A 21,027-nucleotide genomic window follows, 5' to 3' on the forward strand; every position below is an offset into this window, starting at 1 on the left:
ATATATTAGCACTAGAATATAAGAACGGGAATCAGTATTTATGGCAGATAATGCAACAATTAGGCTTAATAAAGTTCTTCGGGAACTTAATATTTCCTTGGATAGGGCGATAGACTATTTGAGCTCCAAAGGACATGATGTGGACGCAAGGCCGACCACAAAAATTTCCAATGAGGTTTATCAGGTCTTGGTTGATGGGTTCCAGACGGATATGAGCAAAAAAGTTGCGTCCAAGGAAGTCGGGGAGGAAAAACGCAAGGAAAAAGAGGCCATCAGGATACAATTGGAACAGGAGCAGGAAGAGCGAAGACTGGCCCGTGAAAAAAGGAATGCCGCGGCAGAGGAGAAAAGACTGGTAGGTAAAGTAGACTTAGCGGGACCAAAAACCGTGGGTAAAATAGACTTGAGTCCTAAGAAAAAAGCCAGTGCCCCTAAGCCCACAAAGGAAGTGGAGGAGGTCAAAGATGCTGTGGCTGAACCCAAGGCCGAAAAGCCTGTTATGGAAGAGTCCAAAAGCGAGGTTGCAATCGAGAAAAAGGATGATGTTGCACCTAAAACTGAGAGTGCAGAAGAAAATGAAACTTTAGAGACCAAGTATAAAAAATTATCCGGACCAAAGATTACCGGGGATAAAATAGACCTTTCCAAGTTTCAGAAACCTAAAAAGAAGAAGGAGGATTCTAAATCCAATGATAGTACTGATCGTAAAAAGCGAAGAAGAAGAATTGTTACAAAGAACACTTCTGGACCAGGACAAGCCTCAAGAGGAGCTGCGGGAGATAGAAAGGGAGGAAGCAGACGTTTCGCGACCGTAAACAAGGTAGAGCCTACTGAGGAAGATGTACAAAAACAAGTACGGGAGACTCTAGAAAAGCTTCAAGGAAAATCTAAAAAAGGAAAAGGAGCCAAATACAGAAGGAGCAAAAGAGATCAACACCGTGAACAGACGGAAAAAGATCTTGAGCAACAGGAACTGGAAAGCAAAGTGCTTAAGGTAACGGAATTCGTGACTGCAAGTGAAGTAGCCACAATGATGGATGTTTCTACTACAGAAATTATCTCGGCCTGTATGTCCTTAGGTATGATGGTAACTATGAATCAACGTTTGGATGCAGAAACACTTTCCATAGTGGCAGAAGAATTTGGTTATGAGGTGGACTTTGTAACGGCGGATATAGAGGAAAGTATCGTTGAGGAAGAAGATGCACCGGAAGATTTAGAACCAAGAGCTCCAATTGTAACGGTAATGGGTCACGTGGATCACGGTAAGACCTCGTTATTGGATTACATACGTGAAGAAAATGTGATTGCCGGCGAAAGTGGTGGTATTACGCAACATATAGGTGCCTATGGGGTGACCTTAGAAAACGGATCCAGGATATCATTTTTGGATACACCCGGTCACGAGGCGTTTACCGCGATGAGGGCCAGGGGAGCGCAAGTAACCGATATAGCCATCATAGTTGTAGCGGCGGATGACGACATTATGCCACAAACCAAGGAGGCAATAAGCCATGCCCAAGCGGCAGGTGTGCCTTTGGTTTTCGCAATTAATAAAATTGATAAGCCAACGGCCAATCCTGAAAAAGATAAAAGAAGGTCTAGCGCAGATGAACCTTTTAGTGGAAGACTGGGGCGGAAAAATACAGTCCCATGATATTTCTGCCAAAACTGGCGCAGGTGTAAAGGAGCTTTTGGAAAAGGTACTTCTGGAAGCTGAACTATTGGAATTGAAAGCAAATCCGAATAAACTGGCCAGTGGTACAGTGGTAGAGGCCTTTTTGGATAAGGGAAAAGGTTATGTGTCTACCATTCTAGTTCAAGCAGGAACGCTAAAAATTGGTGATTATGTGCTTGCGGGTACTACTAGTGGAAAGATAAAGGCGATGCAGGACGAACGTGGAAATAATGTAGATGAAGTCGGTCCATCTAGGCCTATTTCGATTCTTGGTTTGGATAGTGCGCCCCAGGCAGGGGATAAGTTTTATGTATTGGAAGATGAGCGTGAAGCTAAGCAGATCGCATCTCGAAGATCCCAATTGCAACGTGAGCAATCCGTTAGGACGCAACGTCATATAACTCTCGATGAAATTGGAAGAAGAATTGCTCTAGGTGAATTCAAAGAATTGAACATTATTCTCAAGGGTGATGTGGACGGTTCGGTTGAAGCTCTTACGGACTCGTTCCAAAAGTTGTCCACAGACGAAATCCAGGTAAATATCATTTACAAGGCGGTTGGACCCATTACGGAGTCCGACGTGCTATTGGCCTCCGCTTCGGATGCCGTTATTATCGGATTTAACGTTAGGCCAATGGGTAATGCCAAGGCCATAGCCGAAAAAGAAGAAATAGATATTCGAATGTATTCCATCATATATGATGCGATAAACGATTTGAAGGATGCTATGGAGGGAATGCTTTCTCCAGAGATGAAAGAGGAAATTACCGGTACTGCCGAGATAAGGGAAACTTTCAAAATCTCCAAAATTGGAACTATCGCCGGTTGTATGGTGACCAGTGGAAAGATTTTCAGGAACTCGGACATCCGTCTAATACGGGATGGCGTAGTAGTTTACACGGGCACGCTTTCATCGCTTAAAAGGTTTAAAGATGACGTTAAAGAAGTTTCCAAAGGATATGATTGTGGTCTTCAGATAAAGAATTATAATGATATCAACGAAGGAGATATTGTTGAAGCATTCCAAGAGGTTGCAGTCAAGAAGAAATTAAAATCAAAGTAATCTCGTAGTAGAAAGATTAAAAATTTAAATAAAAAATCGACCTATTTGGTCGATTTTTTTGGTTTTAATAACATCGCATCTGGATACTTTGCCCGGACTTCGTTAAATTTTCGTTCAGCCTCAAGTTTCGTCTTAAATCGGCCTACTCTTACCCTATAAGTTGGAGAGTCAAAATCAATCCGTGAGGGCAATTCTGGAAAGTCTATTTCAACATCAGATTTTATGGCCTGTGCCTTATCTGAATTGCCAAATCCAACCTGAATTCGATAATATTCAGAACTGCTAAGTGCAGATTTGTAAATATTCAATAATCGATCAATTTTCTCGTCTTGTTCAATGTTGATATCCGCGTTCTGAGCATGGCTAATAGCGGAAAAACAAACAAGAATCACGGTATAAACTATGGTTTTCATAAATCTTTTTATATAGACACGGAATAGCTACACAAAAGTAATTTTTTAAAGATTAAACAAAAGAATTTTAGCTTATTTAGAACACTTATAAATTAGAAATTATAAATAGATTAACATTTTTCAAAATAAAGTCTATGTCGTATTTTTGCCTTCGATTTAGGCATATAGTCGTTCTTTTCTGTAGCTGTGAAGACCAAAATCATGCCAAGATTCCGATTGAAATATTCGATATATGAAAAAGGTTCCATACCGAAATCAGTTTTCTAAAGTTTTAGGGCTTAGCCTGTTAGTTTTCCTGCTTTTTTCAACTTTTACTTTTGCTCAAGAGGTTGTCGCCGAAGAAACGACAGCTCCTGCTGAATCCGCAGAAGCTGCTGCTGGTGGTGATGCTGTCGCGGGTAAAGCACTTTTCAACCAAAATTGTGCTGCGTGTCATGCGCTGAACCGTAAAATGACGGGTCCGGCATTAGCCAATGTTGAAAGTCGCTTGGCTGAAGAAGAAGGGTTGGGCAAAGAGTGGTTGTACAGCTGGATTAAAAACAGCCCTGGAATGATTAAATCCGGTGACGCTTACGCGAATAAAATATACGCAGAGTATAACCAAGCGGCCATGACCGCATTCCCTACGCTTTCCAATGAGGATATAGATAATATTTTGGCTTATACCGCCGCACCACCTACATCTCCTGCAACACCACCAGCTGGTGCAGCTGCGACTGTAGGTGTCGGAGCAGTCAATACTGGCGGAATCTCTAACGAAATCATACTAGGGGCGCTTGTTTTAGTATTTGGCCTGTTAGTGGTGATGTTGTTCTTGGTGAACAACACGTTAAAGCGTATAGCTGAGGCCAACGGAATTGTCGTCGAGAAAGAAAAGGCGGAGAAAAGAACGCCGATATGGAAGGCTTTCGCTCAAAATCAATTTTTAGTTTTGGTGACTGCTATTTTTCTCTTGTTGGGAAGTGCTTATTTTGCCTATGGATGGATGATGCAGGTGGGTGTTGATCAAGGTTACGCTCCAATTCAGCCAATTCATTATTCGCATAAAATTCATGCGGGGGTTAATAAAATCGAATGTAAATATTGTCATTCCTCGGCACGTGTTTCCAAGCATTCAGGGATTCCGTCGCTGAATGTTTGTATGAACTGCCACAAATCTATTTACGAGTATTCCGGTACCGCAGAAGGACCGTCACAAGAGGATTTGGCCAATGGATATACCAATGAATTCTACACCAAGGAAATTAAGAAATTGTACAAGGCAGTGGGTTGGGACGAAGAGAATCAGAAATATACGGGCGAAAGTCAGCCAGTGGAATGGGTACGTATCCATAATCTACCGGACTTCGCTTATTTCAACCACTCCCAACATGTATCCGTTGCGGGTATCGAGTGTCAGACTTGTCATGGCCCCGTAGAGGAGATGGAGATAATGTATCAATATTCTTCATTAACAATGGGGTGGTGTATCAATTGCCACCGGGAAACTAATGTTAAGGTGGAAGGTAATGCCTACTACGAAAAGATACACGCTGAGCTTTCCAAAAAGTATGGTGTAGAGAATTTAACGGCTGCCCAGATGGGTGGTTTGGAATGTGGAAAGTGTCACTATTAATTAATAAAGAAGCTAATTACAGATAATACGTATGGCATCAAACAAAAAATATTGGAAGAACGAAGCGGAGTTAAATCCTAACGATTCCATTGTTGAGGCGCTAAAACAAAATGAATTTGTAGAACCGATTCCGGTTGACGATTTCTTGGGAGATAAGGAAACCTTATCATCAACAAGTACTAATCGTAGGGATTTTCTAAAATATGTTGGTTTTAGTACGGCGGCTGCTACTTTGGCGGCATGTGAGGGTCCGGTTATTAAATCGATTCCCTATGTAGTTCAGCCAGAAAATATCGTACCAGGTGTAGCTAACTTTTATGCGACTTCGATTGCCAATGGTTTCGATTTTGCCAGTATTTTGATAAAGACCCGTGAGGGTAGGCCCATTAAAATTGAGAACAATACCTTGGCTAAAGTCGGGGGTGGGGCGAATGCAAGAATTCAAGCTTCGGTACTTTCGCTTTACGATAGTACAAGGTTGCAAGGGCCTTTGGCCAATGGTGAGCCTGTGGAGTGGGATGTCTTGAACGCTGCTGTTAGGGCGAAAATGGGAAGTCTCAAAGGCTCGTCAAAGAAAATCGCGTTACTGACTCAAACCTATGCAAGTCCCTCTACGAATAGGTTGATGGGTGAGTTGAAGGCGACGAATGACAATGTTGTTCATTTAACGTACGATTCCATTTCTGAGGATGCTGCTTTAACGGCATTTGAAAATAAATATGGTGAACGTGCTTTTGCGGATTACGATTTTGAGAAGGCGGGTTTAATCGTCTCCTTTGGTGCCGACTTCTTGGCAGATTGGCAAGGTGGAGGTTACGACGGAGGCTACTCCAAAGGGCGTGTTCCAAAGAACGGTAAAATGTCCAGGCATATTCAGTTAGAAGCTAATATGTCACTAACCGGAGCTAACGCCGATAAGCGTATTGCTTTGAGGCCATCTGCCCAAAAAATTGTCCTTGCAAAACTTTATGGGAAATTGAACGGTACTTCTGTAGGTGGTAACACCTCGGAATACGATGCCGTTGTGGACCAGATTGCCATGGAAATTAGAAAGGCAAATTCTGAGGCGGTAGTTGTTACTGGTTTGGACGATTTAAATGCTCAGGCGGTAGTTTTGGCTATTAACGAAATGTTGAGGAGTAAGGCTTTTGATGCTGCTGCGCCTAGATATGCAAGACAGGGTAGTGTAAAGGCGGTTAACGCTTTAATAGCGGATATGAAAGCGGGTAGAGTCGGTGCTTTGATCATGGACGGTGTTAACCCGATGTATTCATTACCCAATACCGATGATTTTAAGGAAGGTCTGGAAAAGGTAGACTTAACGGTTGCCTTCTCAACGAACTGGAACGAAACAACAGAGGCCGTACAATATGTGGCCGCTGCCAACCACTACTTGGAATCTTGGGGTGATTTGGAAATTAAAAAAGGACACTACAGTTTAATGCAACCCACCATTAAGGAATTGTTTGACACTAAGCAGTTTCAGAATGCAGTTTTGGGGTGGATGGGTAGTGATAAATCATATTACGAGTATATCAAGGAAACTTGGACTGCAAACATCCTGAACGGTGCCGATTGGAATCAGACGCTACAAGATGGTGTCTTCAGTGCGGATATGATGATGGTGGGCATGGAAGGGGTTGCTGAGGAGGAAGCCGTTTCTGAGGAAAATGAAGTTTCTGATGTTGCACAGGCTTTACCTATTGCCTCGGCCATTCGTAGCTTGGCTAATTCCACAAGTGATGGAATGGAACTTACACTTTATTCCAAAGTAGGAATGGGTGATGGTCAACAAGCTAATAACCCCTGGTTGCAGGAGTTTCCGGACCCTATCACTAGGGTATCGTGGGATAATTATGTTACTATCTCCAAGTCCGATGCGGAAGCAATGGGCGTTGAAAATATAAATGTTGCTAATGGTGGAATGAATGGTAGTTATGTAAACCTTACGGTGAACGGAGTTACCTTGGAAAATGTTCCAGTGGTTGTGCAACCAGGTCAGGCAAAAGGTTCTGCTGGTCTTGCTTTCGGTTATGGTAAAACTACCGGTATGAAAGAGGAAATGCAGACGGGTGTTAATGCCTTTAGGATTTATGAAGGTTTTACCGCAAACCAACCGGTAACGATTGAAAAGGCCTCTGGAATGCATGAGTTCGCATGTATTCAACTGCATAAAACTTTGATGGGTAGGGGAGATATCATCAAAGAAACGTCATTGGAGATTTTCAATACAAAGGACCATGCGGAATGGAACCATGTACCGCAGGTATCGTTAAATCATCAAGAAGTTCCTGCAACTACTGTTGATCTTTGGGCTGGTTTCGACCGCTCTATAGGTCATCACTTCAACATGTCAATTGATTTGAATGCGTGTACCGGTTGTGGTACTTGCGTTATCGCTTGTCACGCGGAGAATAATGTTCCCGTGGTTGGAAAGCAAGAAGTAAGAAAGTCTAGGGATATGCACTGGTTGCGTATAGATAGGTATTACTCTTCCGAAGAAACATTCCAACTAGATAACAATAAAAAGCAGGCTTTTGACGGTCTTTCTGGAGATACTGGTTCCCTTGGAGGGTTCGGTGAATTGGAAGATCCTGCGGATCAACCACAGGTTGTATTTCAGCCAGTAATGTGCCAACACTGTAACCATGCTCCCTGTGAGACGGTTTGTCCGGTTGCGGCAACATCACATGGTAGACAAGGACAAAATCAAATGGCATACAACAGGTGTGTAGGTACAAGATATTGCGCCAATAACTGCCCATACAAAGTGCGAAGGTTCAACTGGTTCTTGTATAATAACAATGACGAGTTCGATTTTCATATGAACAATGATTTGGGTAAAATGGTTTTGAATCCAGACGTTAATGTGCGATCTAGAGGGGTTATTGAAAAATGTTCTATGTGTATTCAAAAAACACAAAAGACCATTTTAGATGCCAAAAGGGATGGTAGATTAATTAAGGATGGTGAGTTCCAAACGGCTTGTTCATCCGCATGTAGCAACGGAGCCATTGTTTTCGGTGACATCAATGATGAGAACAGCAAAATTGCCGAACTAAAGGAAAGTGATAGAATGTACCATCTGTTGGAACATGTAGGAACCAAACCGAACGTATTCTATCATGTTAAAGTGAGGAATACCAACGAAGCATAACAATACGAGAAAGTAATTATAACAGAAGTCTATGGCGTCGCATTACGAAGCACCTATACGAAAACCCCTAGTAGTTGGAGACAAAGGCTACCATGATGTCACAGTGGATATCGCCGCTCCTGTAGAAGGAAGGGCCAACAAGCATTGGTGGATAGTTTTCTCCATTGCCTTAGTGGCATTTTTATGGGGAGTAGGTTGTATCATCTATACGATTTCCACCGGTATCGGTACATGGGGATTGAATAAAACAGTTAATTGGGCCTGGGATATTACCAACTTTGTTTGGTGGGTAGGTATCGGCCATGCCGGAACTTTGATTTCTGCCGTACTCTTATTATTCCGTCAGAAATGGAGAATGGCAATTAACCGCTCTGCGGAGGCCATGACAATTTTCTCTGTAATCCAAGCAGGACTTTTCCCGATCATTCACATGGGTAGACCATGGTTGGCTTATTGGGTATTACCGATTCCGAACCAATTCGGTTCTTTATGGGTAAACTTTAACTCGCCTTTGCTTTGGGACGTTTTCGCTATTTCTACGTATCTATCCGTTTCCTTGGTTTTTTGGTGGACAGGTTTGCTACCAGATTTTGCAATGATTCGGGATCGAGCGGTTTTACCGTTTCAGAAGAAAATATATAGTCTTTTAAGTTTTGGATGGAGTGGTCGTGCCAAGGATTGGCAACGGTTTGAAGAAGTTTCTTTGGTATTGGCTGGTTTGGCCACGCCACTGGTTCTTTCTGTACACACCATTGTATCCTTTGACTTTGCTACCTCTGTAATACCAGGATGGCATACTACGATATTCCCGCCCTATTTTGTGGCCGGTGCTATCTTTTCCGGTTTTGCAATGGTAAATACCTTGCTTATAATTATGAGAAAGGTGTGTAGCCTAGAAGCATACATTACTGTGCAGCATATCGAATTAATGAACATCGTAATCATGATTACGGGTTCCATAGTAGGTTGTGCCTACATTACGGAGCTTTTTATGGCTTGGTACTCTGGTGTTGAATATGAACAATATGCTTTCTTGAACAGGGCAACGGGACCTTATTGGTGGGCCTATTGGGCAATGATGACTTGTAATGTATTTTCCCCGCAGTTTATGTGGTTTAAAAAGTTACGTACCAGTATCATGTTCTCTTTCTTTATCTCTATTGTAGTAAACATAGGAATGTGGTTTGAGCGCTTCGTTATTATCGTAACCTCGTTACACAGGGATTATCTTCCATCTTCATGGACGATGTTCTCTCCGACTTTTGTAGACATTGGAATTTTCATAGGTACCATAGGTTTCTTTTTTGTACTATTCTTATTGTATGCAAGAACGTTCCCGGTTATTGCTCAGGCAGAAGTAAAATCGATTTTAAAATCTTCTGGCGAGCGCTATAAAAATTTAAGGGATGCAGGGAAACCGCTTTATAATATCTCCACAAATAGGGTCGAAGTGGCTGAGCCTATCACGGATGATGTTTTGATGGGAGAAGTTGTTCCTACTGCGGGCGACAAGGTAGGCGTCAATGAGTTATTAAGTTCAATCGGAAAATTTGATTCTACAACGGAGACACCGGACGACTTGAAAAAAGTTAAGGGTATCGGTCCTCAGATGGAGGCCACCCTGAACGATATTGGAATTTTCACTTTTGCCCAAGTAGGTAGAATGACGGAAAGGGAATACAATTTATTGGACTCCATTACCGGAACTTTTCCAGGAAGAGCGCAACGTGATGACTGGGCGGGACAAGCAAGATTATTAAATAACAAGAAATACTAGATATGGCATCAAAGGTTATTCAGGCTTTTTACAACGATGATGACGTGTTAATGCATGCCGTAAAGAAAGTAAAGGCGGCCAAGCATCATATTGAAGAAGTGTATTGCCCATTTCCGGTACATGGATTGGACAAAGCTATGGGATTGGCTCCAACACGTATTGCCATAACATCCTTTATGTACGGATGTGTGGGGCTGACCGTTGCCATTGTGATGATGAACTATATTATGATTGAGGATTGGCCACAAGATATTGGTGGTAAGCCAAGCTTCAGTTATATAGAAAATATGCCGGCATTCGTGCCTATTATGTTTGAGCTTACCGTATTTTTTGCGGCGCACTTAATGGTAATTACTTTTTATTTACGTAGTAGGTTGTGGCCGTTCAAAAAAGCTGAAAATCCAGATGTACGTACCACCGATGATCATTTTCTTATGGAGATAGAAATTCATGGCAACGAACAAGAATTAAAGGATTTATTGGCAGATACCGGAGCGGTGGAAATTAATATATCAGAAAAAAACAGTCATTGAATATGAACAGTTTTAAGAAAATAGGAATTGTTATTTGCTTGATGTGGGCTTTCGTGGCCTGCCAAGATGACCGTAAACCAAACTATCAATACATGCCAAATATGTATGAACCTGTGGGTTACGAGACTTACGGTGAGGTGGATTTTTTACCATCTAATTCTGAAGCAATGATTCCGCCAGCGAATACGATAAATAGAGGTTGGTTGCCTTACGGTTATGAAAATACACCGGAGGGAAAGGAACTTGCCAGACTTAATGAAAGTCCATTGGATTCAATGATGGTTGAGGAGAATCTTGCGGTTGGAGGACAGTTGTATACCATCTACTGCGCCATTTGTCATGGTGACAAGGGAAATGGTCAAGGTTGGTTGGTTAAGCAAGAAAAAATATTAGGTGTTCCAAGTTATGATGATGCGGCTAGGAATATTACTGTAGGAACTACCTATCATACCTTGCAGTATGGTTTAAACTCCATGGGTTCCTACGCGTCTCAAATGGATACTAAGGAAATGTGGCAGGTATCTGAATATGTGATGAAGCTGAAAGAAGATTTAACGAAATAATAGGAAGCGAAAGGTATGTATACATTCTCGAATAGACTTAAAATGGGCTCCATTATCTTAATGGTAGTTGGTGTATTGGGTATTGGATGGGGTTTTCTTGCTGCTCCCAGTACTGTAGAAGAGGCAAAAGCAATGGTAGCCGTAAGTCATGATGATGGGCATGGGGATGCACATGAAGAAGATGCCGCTCATATGGGTGACCAAGGGCATGGCGTTGCTTCGGAGCATGGTGAGGAACACGGCACTTCGCATGATGAGCATTTATTACATCAGTTGCAGAATAAACCTTGGGCCGCTTTATATGTTGCCGCATTCTTTTTTATGATGATAGCCCTTGGTGTTTTGGCATTCTATGCTATTCAGAGAGCCGCCCAGGCCGGTTGGTCACCCTTGTTGTTTAGGGTAATGGAAGGTATTACTGCGTATTTGGTGCCTGGCGGTATTATTGTATTTGTGATTTTGGTATTATCCGTTTTACATATGAACCATCTCTTTGTTTGGATGGACCCGGAAGTGGTTGCCCATGACGAATTATTGATTGGTAAATCTGGATATCTGAATCCAACATTCTTTCTCATAAGAGCAGTTGTTTTCCTTGGTGGGTGGATTGCTTATCGCGAGTATTCCAGAAAATTATCTTTGAAGCAAGATGAATCTGATAACAACTCTAACTTCAAACTGAACTTTAGAATTTCAGCGGCGTTTTTAGTATTCTATTTAATTTCAGAATCTATCATGTCATGGGACTGGATAATGAGCGTTGATCCGCATTGGTTCAGCACACTATTCGGTTGGTACATTTTTGCAAGCATGTTCGTTTCTGGTATTACGGTCATTGCCATGGTTACTATTTATCTAAAATCCAAAGGATATTTACCTGAAGTGAACGATAGTCACATCCATGATTTGGCAAAATTCATGTTCGGTATTAGTATCTTCTGGACGTACTTATGGTTCTCACAATTTATGTTGATATGGTATTCCAATATTCCAGAGGAGGTAACCTATTATGTTACAAGAATAGAGGATTATAAATTACCTTTTTTCGGAATGGTGGCAATGAACTTTTTGTTTCCTGTTCTTTTATTAATGAATAGCGATTACAAGCGGGTGAACTGGTTTGTGGTAATGGCCGGTCTGGTAATTTTGGCAGGGCATTACATGGATATTTTTAATGCGATTATGCCATCTACTGTGGGAGACCAGTGGTATATTGGTATTCCGGAAATTGGTGCATTTTTGTTTTTTACCGGTTTCTTTATCTTTTGGGTATTCAGGGCACTGACAACGGCACCTTTACAACCAAAGAGGAATCCGTTTATTGAGGAAAGTAGACACTTTCATTATTAGATTACTGAGTTTTAAAGTATAATATTAAATCATACAATGACTACATTATTAACTTTAGTTGTTTTAGTTCTAGTGGCAATTGCTATTTGGCAAATGACCAAGATGTTTGAATTATCACAACTCAAAACAAATAATTCTGAGGTAGCTTCGGATAAGGATAACAAGTACAATGGTTATTTGATGTTCGCCTTTCTCATATTTATTTATGCGATTACTATATTTAGTTTTTGGAAATATGGCAAGTTTTTATTGCCAGAGGCGGCTTCTGACCATGGTGCGGAATACGACTATTTGATGTTAGTTTCCTTTGTGATAATCTTTATTACACAGACAATTACTCAAGCATTGTTGTACTATTTTGGCTATAAGTACAGAGGACAGAAAGGTAAAAAAGCTTTGTTTTACGCAGATAACGATCGTTTAGAGTTTATATGGACCATTATTCCGGTAATCGTATTATCAGGATTAATTCTTTGGGGACTGTATACCTGGACGAACATCATGGACGTAAACGATGAAGATGACCCCTTAATAGTGGAATTGTACGCACAACAGTTCGTCTGGACGGCAAGATATGGTGGGGCTGATAATGTTTTGGGCGGAGCCAACGTAAGAATGATAGATATAGACAAGGCAAATATTATGGGTCTAGATGAAGCGGATACATATGCTGCTGATGATATTATTGTAAGAGAATTACATCTTCCAGTGGGTAGAAAGGTAAACTTTAAAATGCGATCACAAGACGTTCTGCATTCGGCATATATGCCACATTTTAGGGCGCAAATGAATTGTGTTCCCGGTATGATTACTGAATTTTCATTTACCCCTATTTATACTACAGAGGAGATGCGTCAAAACCCGGATGTAATGGATAAGGTTAAAAGAACTAATATCATTAGAGCAGAAAAATCGGCTTCTGGCGAAGAAGTTCTCGATCCTTGGGAGTTTGACTATATTTTACTTTGTAATAAAATATGTGGAAAATCACATTACAATATGCAGATGAAGATTATTGTGGAAACGGAAGAAGAGTACAATGAGTGGATGTCAAATCAGGCGACATTTGCCGAAACAGTGCTCAAGGATGATTCCAATCCAGCGTTCAATACTGTGGAAGGAGCTTCGACAGGGCTATAGGTTTGTACGTAAAATTTGAAAATTAGGCTAGAAAAAGAAGTTAAATAAAAAAAAGAATTGGATTATGTCAGTAGTATCAGCACATACACATGTAGATGAACATGCACATGATGATCATGAACATCATCATCACAAAGAAACCTTTGTAACCAAATACATATTTAGTCAAGATCATAAAATGATTGCCAAACAATACCTTATTTTAGGTGTTTTTGTAATGGGTTTCATAGGTATTGCAATGTCATTATTAATGAGAATGCAATTGGCCTGGCCTGGAGAGTCATTTTTGGTCTTTGATACATTTCTGGGAAAATGGGCACCTGATGGTATAATGGATGCCGATATTTATTTGGCATTGGTAACCATGCACGGAACCATCATGGTCTTCTTTGTGCTTACGGCAGGATTAAGTGGAACCTTCAGTAATTTATTGATTCCGCTACAAATAGGTGCTCGTGATATGGCATCAGGATTTCTGAACATGATATCCTTCTGGTTATTCTTTTTGGCCACCATGGTTATGATTTCTTCCCTTTTTGTTGAAGCAGGACCTGCAGCTGCTGGATGGACCATATATCCTCCATTAAGTGCACTTCCTATGGCGCAACCTGGATCAGGAATGGGTATGACCTTATGGTTGGTCTCTATGGCCATTTTTATAGCCTCATCGCTTTTAGGTTCTTTGAACTATATCGTTACGGTCATTAACCTAAGAACAAAAGGCATGTCCATGACTAGATTGCCATTAACGATTTGGGCATTTTTCGTAACGGCTATTATTGGGGTTATTTCTTTTCCAGTTTTGCTCTCTGCTGCTTTGCTATTGATTATGGATAGAAGTTTTGGTACGTCATTCTTTCTATCGGATATTTTTATTCAAGGTGAAGTATTGCATTACCAAGGAGGTTCACCGGTCTTATACGAACACTTATTTTGGTTCTTAGGACATCCAGAGGTCTACATCGTTTTATTACCTGCATTGGGTATTACTTCGGAAGTAATGTCTACGAATGCGCGTAAGCCTATATTTGGTTATCGTGCCATGGTCGCTTCAATTTTGGCGATTGCATTCCTTTCTACAATCGTATGGGGGCATCATATGTTCATTTCTGGAATGAACCCATTTTTAGGATCAGTATTTACTTTTACGACTTTATTAATTGCCATACCATCTGGAGTAAAGGCATTTAATTACATTACAACCTTGTGGAAGGGTAATTTACAATTGAATCCCGCTATGCTGTTTTCCATAGGATTGGTATCTACTTTCATTACCGGAGGTTTGACTGGAATCATCTTGGGAGATAGTACCTTGGATATTAACGTGCACGACACCTATTTCGTAGTGGCTCACTTTCACTTGGTAATGGGGATATCTGCCCTATATGGTTTGTTTGCGGGAGTCTACCACTGGTTCCCTAAAATGTTTGAAGGTAAGATGTTGAATAAGAATCTGGGTTACGTTCATTTTTGGGTAACTGCTATATGTGCTTATGGGATATTTTTCCCAATGCATTTTGTGGGCATGGCCGGTGTACCTAGAAGATATTATCAGAATACCGCATTCCCTATGTTCGATGAGCTGACCGATGTTCAAGTGCTAATGACTGTTTTTGCCCTAATTGCAGGTGCGGCCCAATTGGTATTTGTATATAATTTTATTCATAGCATTTTCTACGGTAAACAGGGTGGCAAAAATCCCTGGAGTTCCAATACATTGGAGTGGACCACTGAAACCAAGCATATTCATGGAAACTGGGATGGTCCTATACCTGAGGTACATCGTTGGGCATATGATTATAGCAAAGTGGATGCCGATGGTGAATATATAATACCAGGTCAGGATTATGTTCCACAACACATTCCTTTGCAGGAAGATGAGGAAGAGTTAAATCACTAGATTTGAAACTATATTTTAATTTAAAATGCCCAACTTTTAAAGTTGGGTATTTTTTTTGCATATGATTTAGATAAGTACATTCATTACTTTTGTTATACTTTTGATGCAATAATTGGAATTTATATGAAAAGAGTAGTTGTTCTAACGGTGCTAATGTTTTTGGGGCTCCAAACATTCGCTCAACGCAAACCTAAAATAAAGGGAAATAAAAACGTGGTGGAGGTCAGGGAGAATTTGCCCGCTTTTAATGCCATCCAATTACATGATGATCTCGAAATCGTGCTACAAAAATCTTCCAATGAGGGTTATGCCTTAGAAGCGGACGATAACTTGATAGACGTTTTAAAATTCAAGGTAACCGATAGTATGCTTATCATTTCCTCCTTTTACAACATTACTGCAAAGAAAAAGCTGAATATCACGGTTTATTATACGGAATTGGATGCCTTAACAATGCGGAATGGTGAAATTAGTATGAAGGATGTTATCTCCACGGATAAATTGGATGTTAATACTTATGGAACCTCTAGATTGGAATTGAACGCTACTGCAGATATCATCAATATTAATATGGAAGAAATAAGTTCAGGAGACTTCAACCTCGCCAGTGATTCTCTCAATTTGACTTTAAAGGACCGTATAGATGTGAAAATTTACGCGACCGGCGCGACGAATACCCTTTATATGTATAAGAATGCATCTGCTAAAATGGAAGGTTCCGCAGATTTTTTAATGGCTAAATTATATGGAGATAGTAGTCTAAAAGCAGAAAAGTTAGAGACAACAAAAACCGTATTGATTTCTGAGGATTCACCTAAAGCCCAGGTAAACGTACTAGAAGATTTTCAATTATCCTCTCGCGGATCTTCAAGAATCAGTTTATTTGGTAATCCAAAAATTACCATTCTAGACTTTTTGGATACTTCTCAACTGAACAAGGAAGTGGATTAATTAGCTATTGGGGCCGTCATCAAATGTTCAGGTATTCCAAAACCATCCACCAAAGAATTCATATGTGGTCTAAGTTCTGTACAAAGCCGTTCTACCCTTTGTCGGATCGCTTTGGATTTTGTACTTCCTAAATAGCCTTGTTCCAAATACCAAGACGCATCTTTACGAATCTCATGGAGAGCATAAAGAGTACCCAACTTCTCAAAAAGCACTCTATTTTTGGCATCGGGAATATTCTCGGTATACGACGTGTAGGTGTTATAGGCCAGCTCGGTACTATATGCCTTCCCTAGCTCTAGTAAATGCGTTTGAACTTTTAAAAATGCCTGATAGGATGGTATTCCTTTCTTTATATATCCCCTAATCCGCATTGCGAGGGTGTAAGTGAGTCTTCGCGTCCTATAATCGAAAGCATGTTTATGAAATTTTGGATTGTAAAGATGGGCAGCCTCCACCTTATTCGAATACATGGGATTTATATTCCCAAGTTTATCGCTCAACTGTTTTGCCAAAACTTTTAATACCGAAGAAAATCCTGCGCTATTGAACTCTGCCTTAAAATCCGACAGCACTCCCTTTGCCGCCAATTGTAAAAGCACATTGTTATCACCTTCAAAGGTGGTGAAAATATCCACGTCACCCTTTAGGTCTGCGATGCGGTTCTCTAAGAGATAGCCTTTGCCACCGCAAGCTTCCCTACATTCTTGAATTGTTGAATTGGCATACCAGGTGATGATAGACTTTAATCCCGCTACCTGCGTTTCAACCTGTCGCTTATCGGGTTGGGTGTCGTCGCAATAGACTTCCATCATTTTATCCAGCGCAACATGATAAACATAGGCACTAGCCACTAAAGGCGTCAAGCGTAATTGATGGGTCGGGTAATCCATCAACAAATCCTCTTGTATTTTAACGCTATCATTGAACTGTCTTCTTTTCAAGGCATGTTTTATGGCCACGGCAAGTGCCATCTTCGCCCCTCCTAAACCTGCTCTTGCTACGCATATTCTGCCGCCGACCAGGGTCCCCAACATGGTAAAAAAGCGCTTGTTCGGATTTTTGATATCGGACTGATACTTGCCTTCTGGCGTTATATCTCCATATTTATTCAAAAGGTTTTCCCTGGGTACTGCTACTTGATTAAACCATATTTTGCCGTTATCAACCCCGTTGAGTCCCAACTTATAACCATTATCCTCAACAGTAACTCCTTGAAGTAATTGATGATTTTCGTCGCGTAATGGAACTAGAATTGCATGGACACCCTCATTTTTACCATCAACAATAAGCTGTGCAAATACCGAAGCCATTGTTGCATGCAGGGCATTGCCTATATATTCCTTGTTGTCATTTTTGCCCGGTGTGTGGACTATTATTTGCTCGGTTGTCTTGTCATAGGTGGCAGTAGTATTGATTCCCCTAACATTGGACCCGTGACCTGTTTCCGTCATTGCAAAGCATCCCAACAATTCGGCTGTACCCGTTTTGCTCAAAAAAGCATTGTGATGTTTTTTGGTGCCCAGTTTTTGGATGCTTCCACCGAATAGTCCAAATTGCACCCCGAACTTTATAGTCAGACTTCCATCCACGTACATCATGTTTTCAAATATCGTCGCATAACTCTCCATATCCTCCATGCCCCCATAGGCCTCAGGATAGGCCATGGCTCCGTAGCCTTTTTGAGCCAAAAATTTAACTTGGTTTAAAACTATTTCCCTAAACTCCTCCTTATTTCGATGTACATCCCAATCAAAAATTGGATTTTTTAGAACAGACCTAAAACCATCCACAACATTGGCATGTTTACCTTTTAATAGGGTGTCAATTTCTTGAGGGTTATAAAATTTGGATGAGGATACATGCACAACCTCTACATCAAATAAATGGTTGTAGTGATTGGGCTGTATACCTAGATTTATCTCTATTTCTTTTAAATACTCGTTAAAGGGGCAAACCTCGTGATAGGTGCAAACAACTTTTTGGCTAAATGTGGCCAAGGGATAAATTTCGCTCTCTATGAGCCTTACTTTAGAAGCTGAAATAAGCTGGCTCCATTGTTTAAACTCAGTACTTGATGGAGGGTTCTCAACCTTTAACCAAGAATTTAGAATTTTTCTGTGATCACTATCCAAACTAGAATCTTCCTTAATGGCCTTCTCTACTACATTTATTTCTGAGGTGGATAACAGGTCGTCTGACCAGATGACGTAAAATATTGGGACATATTGAAGTATTCCCGGGGGATAAATATTCTTTTTCATAATTTGAAATTACAAAATTAATTGGCCATAAAATAATCTCTAATCTTGCTTTTGTAAGCCTAGAAATCCTTTTTCTTTTTCCGCTATCTTTGTGAAGAAGGCACGTTTTTGGATCGTTCCAAAATTCATGTCAATTTAATTCCACTGAATGTGGAATCTATGATACTATCGGTAATGTTATGAACGAATTTTTGGACCCTACTGGGGATGGTTTCTCTAGCGAGGAACTGGATATAGAAAAGGCTTTACGGCCGGTAACCTTCGATGATTTTACGGGTCAGGAACAGGTACTGGAAAACCTAAAGGTATTTGTGGAGGCAGCCAATCAAAGAGGAGAGGCGTTAGATCATACCTTGTTTCATGGCCCTCCAGGTCTAGGGAAAACTACATTGGCACATATTCTAGCTAACGAGCTAGGTGTTGGAATTAAAATAACTTCGGGTCCGGTGCTGGATAAGCCAGGAGATTTAGCGGGACTTTTAACCAATTTGGATGAGCGCGATGTGCTTTTTATAGATGAGATACATCGGTTAAGCCCCATAGTTGAGGAATACTTGTATTCGGCTATGGAGGATTACCGAATTGATATCATGATTGAAACAGGTCCCAACGCACGATCGGTGCAAATCAATTTAAGCCCGTTTACTTTAATAGGGGCAACAACACGTTCGGGATTACTAACGGCTCCCATGCGTGCCCGTTTTGGTATTCAAAGCCGCCTTCAATATTATTCCACCGAATTGTTATCCACTATTGTAGAACGTAGTGCTGAAATTTTGAAAGTGCCGATATCTCTGGATGCCGCAATTGAAATAGCAGGTAGGAGTAGGGGAACACCTAGAATATGCAATGCCCTTTTAAGGAGGGTACGGGATTTTGCCCAAATTAAGGGCAATGGAAAAATTGATATGGATATATCCAAGTTTAGTTTAAAAGCCTTGAACGTAGATGCGCATGGGCTGGATGAAATGGACAATAAAATATTGACTACGATAATCGACAAATTCAAAGGTGGTCCTGTGGGAATAACTACTTTAGCGACGGCGGTCTCTGAAAGTGCCGAAACCATAGAAGAAGTATACGAACCTTTTTTAATTCAGCAAGGATTTATTATGCGCACTCCACGCGGAAGAGAGGTGACGGAATTGGCGTATAAGCATTTAGGAAGAATAAAAGGAAATGTTCAAGGAGGATTATTTTAAATGAAAAACCTTCCCAGAGTTACAGGATATCAAGTCTTTAAAAATAGAAAAAGCATACTTAAAAATCCTTTGCCTTTTCATCACACCAACTTCAAAAGATTGGGTGATACCTTCAAAGTAAGCGTTGGGCCAGCAAAAACCATCGTCTTTACTAGGGACCCTGGATTTATCAAACATATCCTCCAAAAACAGCATAGGAAATACCACAAATCTTCATTACAAACAAAGGACCTGGCCAAATATATTGGCAAGGGACTATTAACATCAAATGGGGAACACTGGCGCGCACATCGTAGAATGGTACAACCGGCCTTTCACAAAAAAAAACTGGAAGGCTTGTTGAGCACTATGAAAAAAGCTATTGAAGACGAACTTTTGCGCATTCGTCCAAATGAAGTTCAAGATGTATATCCACTAATGGGTGATTTGGCTTTTCAGGTAGTCGCCAAGTCTCTTTTCAGCAGGAATGATATTGAAAGTGAGATGGCTCAACTTAAGGAGATTACAGAAACGAATCAACGAATGCTGATTCAAGAGATGCGCCAATCTTACATGAACTGGTGGTTTAAATTAAGTGGTAAAATCGGTCATCATCTTAAACGCTCTAAAGAAGCAAGAGTAATACTCAACGCAATAATTGAAGAAAGAATTACATCGGGCGTGGAAAATGATGATTTGTTGGACATGCTTTTGAAAGCTACCTATGAAGATGGCAGTACCATGTCCCGTGACCAATTAATAGATGAAGTCCTCATACTTTTTACCGCAGGTCATGAGACTACAGCCAATGCCTTGAGCTTCACCTTGTTCCTATTGGCCAAAAAACCCGAAAAGCAACAAAAAGCTTTCGATGAAATTAGTAAGGTTGATTTAGAAAAGAGTGATATACTTGAGAGCATATCGTCACTCGCTTACATAAAACAATGTGTAGAGGAAGCCATGCGCTTATATCCTCCTGCATATTACATAGACCGGATGTCCGTGGAAGAAGATAAATTAGGCGAATATACAGTCCCGAAAAACACTATGTTTTTATTGGCCATTTATGAATTACATCGCGACTCTCGCTTTTGGGAATCCCCGGAGGCCTTTATTCCGGAGCGTTTTGGTGCAACAGACAAAAAGGAACTTTCCGATTATTATTTCCCTTTTGGAGCAGGGCCACGAATGTGTGTAGGCAACAATTTTGCAATCTATGAGATGGTGCTTACTGTGGGCGAGATTTTAAAAAGATATAAGATTGAAGCTACATCAAAAGATATTGAGCTAAATCCATTAATTTCATTACGGCCAAAAGATGTTCTTCTACAATTTATAAGTAGAAGCTAATTACACCATATTTTACTTTTAACGTTGGCCGGAATCAAGAAAACAAGAATCTTATTTTATTCATTATTTACAGCAATTTCTGAATATCGATTGTT

15 protein-coding genes are annotated in these 21,027 nt (G+C 40.6%); 13 read left to right on the plus strand and 2 right to left on the minus strand.

Features of this window, described 5'->3' with window-relative positions; genetic code table 11:
• The first annotated feature begins 40 nt into the window (after positions 1-40).
• Entirely contained in the window at positions 41-1,657 is a 1,617-nt protein-coding gene (locus tag N8A89_RS17800) for a translation initiation factor IF-2 N-terminal domain-containing protein (protein ID WP_430681982.1), read from the plus strand.
• Positions 1,611-2,741 carry a translation initiation factor IF-2 gene (gene infB, locus N8A89_RS17805; protein WP_430681983.1) on the plus strand — a complete coding sequence of 377 codons (1,131 nt, stop codon included), beginning with the start codon at positions 1,611-1,613 and terminating at the stop codon, positions 2,739-2,741. Before N8A89_RS17800 ends, infB begins: the two co-directional genes overlap by 47 nt.
• A 41-nt stretch (positions 2,742-2,782) precedes the next feature.
• Here the strand turns inward: infB and N8A89_RS11020 are convergent, their stop codons facing one another.
• Positions 2,783-3,154 (minus strand): SPOR domain-containing protein, encoded by a 372-nt coding sequence (locus tag N8A89_RS11020; RefSeq protein ID WP_281542319.1) that lies wholly within the window; start codon positions 3,152-3,154, stop codon positions 2,783-2,785.
• Positions 3,155-3,386: 232 nt separating this feature from the next.
• On the opposite strand from N8A89_RS11020, the gene N8A89_RS11025 reads away from it, so the two are divergent.
• The 9 genes from N8A89_RS11025 to N8A89_RS11065 all read left to right on the plus strand — a co-directional run bounded on the left by N8A89_RS11025 (position 3,387) and on the right by N8A89_RS11065 (position 16,140).
• Positions 3,387-4,769, plus strand: a complete 1,383-nt coding sequence (locus N8A89_RS11025) for a cytochrome c3 family protein (RefSeq protein ID WP_281542320.1) — start codon at positions 3,387-3,389, stop codon at positions 4,767-4,769.
• 31 nt (positions 4,770-4,800) lie between these two features.
• Positions 4,801-7,926 (plus strand): TAT-variant-translocated molybdopterin oxidoreductase, encoded by a 3,126-nt coding sequence (locus N8A89_RS11030; RefSeq protein ID WP_281542321.1) that lies wholly within the window; start codon positions 4,801-4,803, stop codon positions 7,924-7,926.
• Positions 7,927-7,957: 31 nt separating this feature from the next.
• Entirely contained in the window at positions 7,958-9,703 is a 1,746-nt protein-coding gene (nrfD, locus tag N8A89_RS11035; protein ID WP_281542322.1) for an NrfD/PsrC family molybdoenzyme membrane anchor subunit, read from the plus strand.
• A gap of 2 nt (positions 9,704-9,705) precedes the next feature.
• Positions 9,706-10,236, plus strand: a complete 531-nt coding sequence (locus N8A89_RS11040; protein WP_289644316.1) for a DUF3341 domain-containing protein — start codon at positions 9,706-9,708, stop codon at positions 10,234-10,236.
• A gap of 2 nt (positions 10,237-10,238) precedes the next feature.
• The gene (locus N8A89_RS11045) at positions 10,239-10,799 is read left to right on the plus strand and encodes a c-type cytochrome (protein ID WP_281542324.1); all 561 of its coding nucleotides are present in this window, start codon (positions 10,239-10,241) and stop codon (positions 10,797-10,799) included.
• Positions 10,800-10,814: 15 nt separating this feature from the next.
• Positions 10,815-12,149: a quinol:cytochrome C oxidoreductase gene (locus N8A89_RS11050; RefSeq protein ID WP_281542325.1), complete on the plus strand. Its 1,335-nt coding sequence runs from the start codon at positions 10,815-10,817 to the stop codon at positions 12,147-12,149.
• A 36-nt stretch (positions 12,150-12,185) separates the two neighbouring features.
• The gene (locus N8A89_RS11055) at positions 12,186-13,289 is read left to right on the plus strand and encodes a cytochrome c oxidase subunit II (protein ID WP_281542326.1); all 1,104 of its coding nucleotides are present in this window, start codon (positions 12,186-12,188) and stop codon (positions 13,287-13,289) included.
• 64 nt (positions 13,290-13,353) lie between these two features.
• A complete protein-coding gene (locus N8A89_RS11060) occupies positions 13,354-15,189 on the plus strand; it encodes a cytochrome c oxidase subunit I (protein ID WP_281542327.1) in 1,836 nt (611 codons plus the stop codon).
• A gap of 123 nt (positions 15,190-15,312) precedes the next feature.
• The gene (locus N8A89_RS11065) at positions 15,313-16,140 is read left to right on the plus strand and encodes a GIN domain-containing protein (protein WP_281542328.1); all 828 of its coding nucleotides are present in this window, start codon (positions 15,313-15,315) and stop codon (positions 16,138-16,140) included.
• Here N8A89_RS11065 and N8A89_RS11070 read toward each other — a convergent pair.
• Complete coding sequence (locus N8A89_RS11070) at positions 16,137-18,401, minus strand: acyl-CoA dehydrogenase family protein (RefSeq protein WP_281542329.1); 2,265 nt, start codon at positions 18,399-18,401, stop codon at positions 16,137-16,139. The two genes, N8A89_RS11065 and N8A89_RS11070, sit on opposite strands and share 4 nt — an antisense overlap.
• Before the next feature lie 179 nt (positions 18,402-18,580).
• On the opposite strand from N8A89_RS11070, the gene ruvB reads away from it, so the two are divergent.
• Together ruvB and N8A89_RS11080 are read left to right on the plus strand one after the other, a co-directional pair.
• Complete coding sequence (gene ruvB, locus N8A89_RS11075) at positions 18,581-19,603, plus strand: Holliday junction branch migration DNA helicase RuvB (RefSeq protein ID WP_281542330.1); 1,023 nt, start codon at positions 18,581-18,583, stop codon at positions 19,601-19,603.
• Positions 19,604-20,932 carry a cytochrome P450 gene (locus N8A89_RS11080; RefSeq protein ID WP_289644317.1) on the plus strand — a complete coding sequence of 443 codons (1,329 nt, stop codon included), beginning with the start codon at positions 19,604-19,606 and terminating at the stop codon, positions 20,930-20,932.
• Positions 20,933-21,027 lie beyond the last annotated feature (95 nt).

It is taken from the genome of Maribacter aestuarii, assembly GCF_027474845.2.
GTDB lineage: Bacteria > Bacteroidota > Bacteroidia > Flavobacteriales > Flavobacteriaceae > Maribacter > Maribacter aestuarii.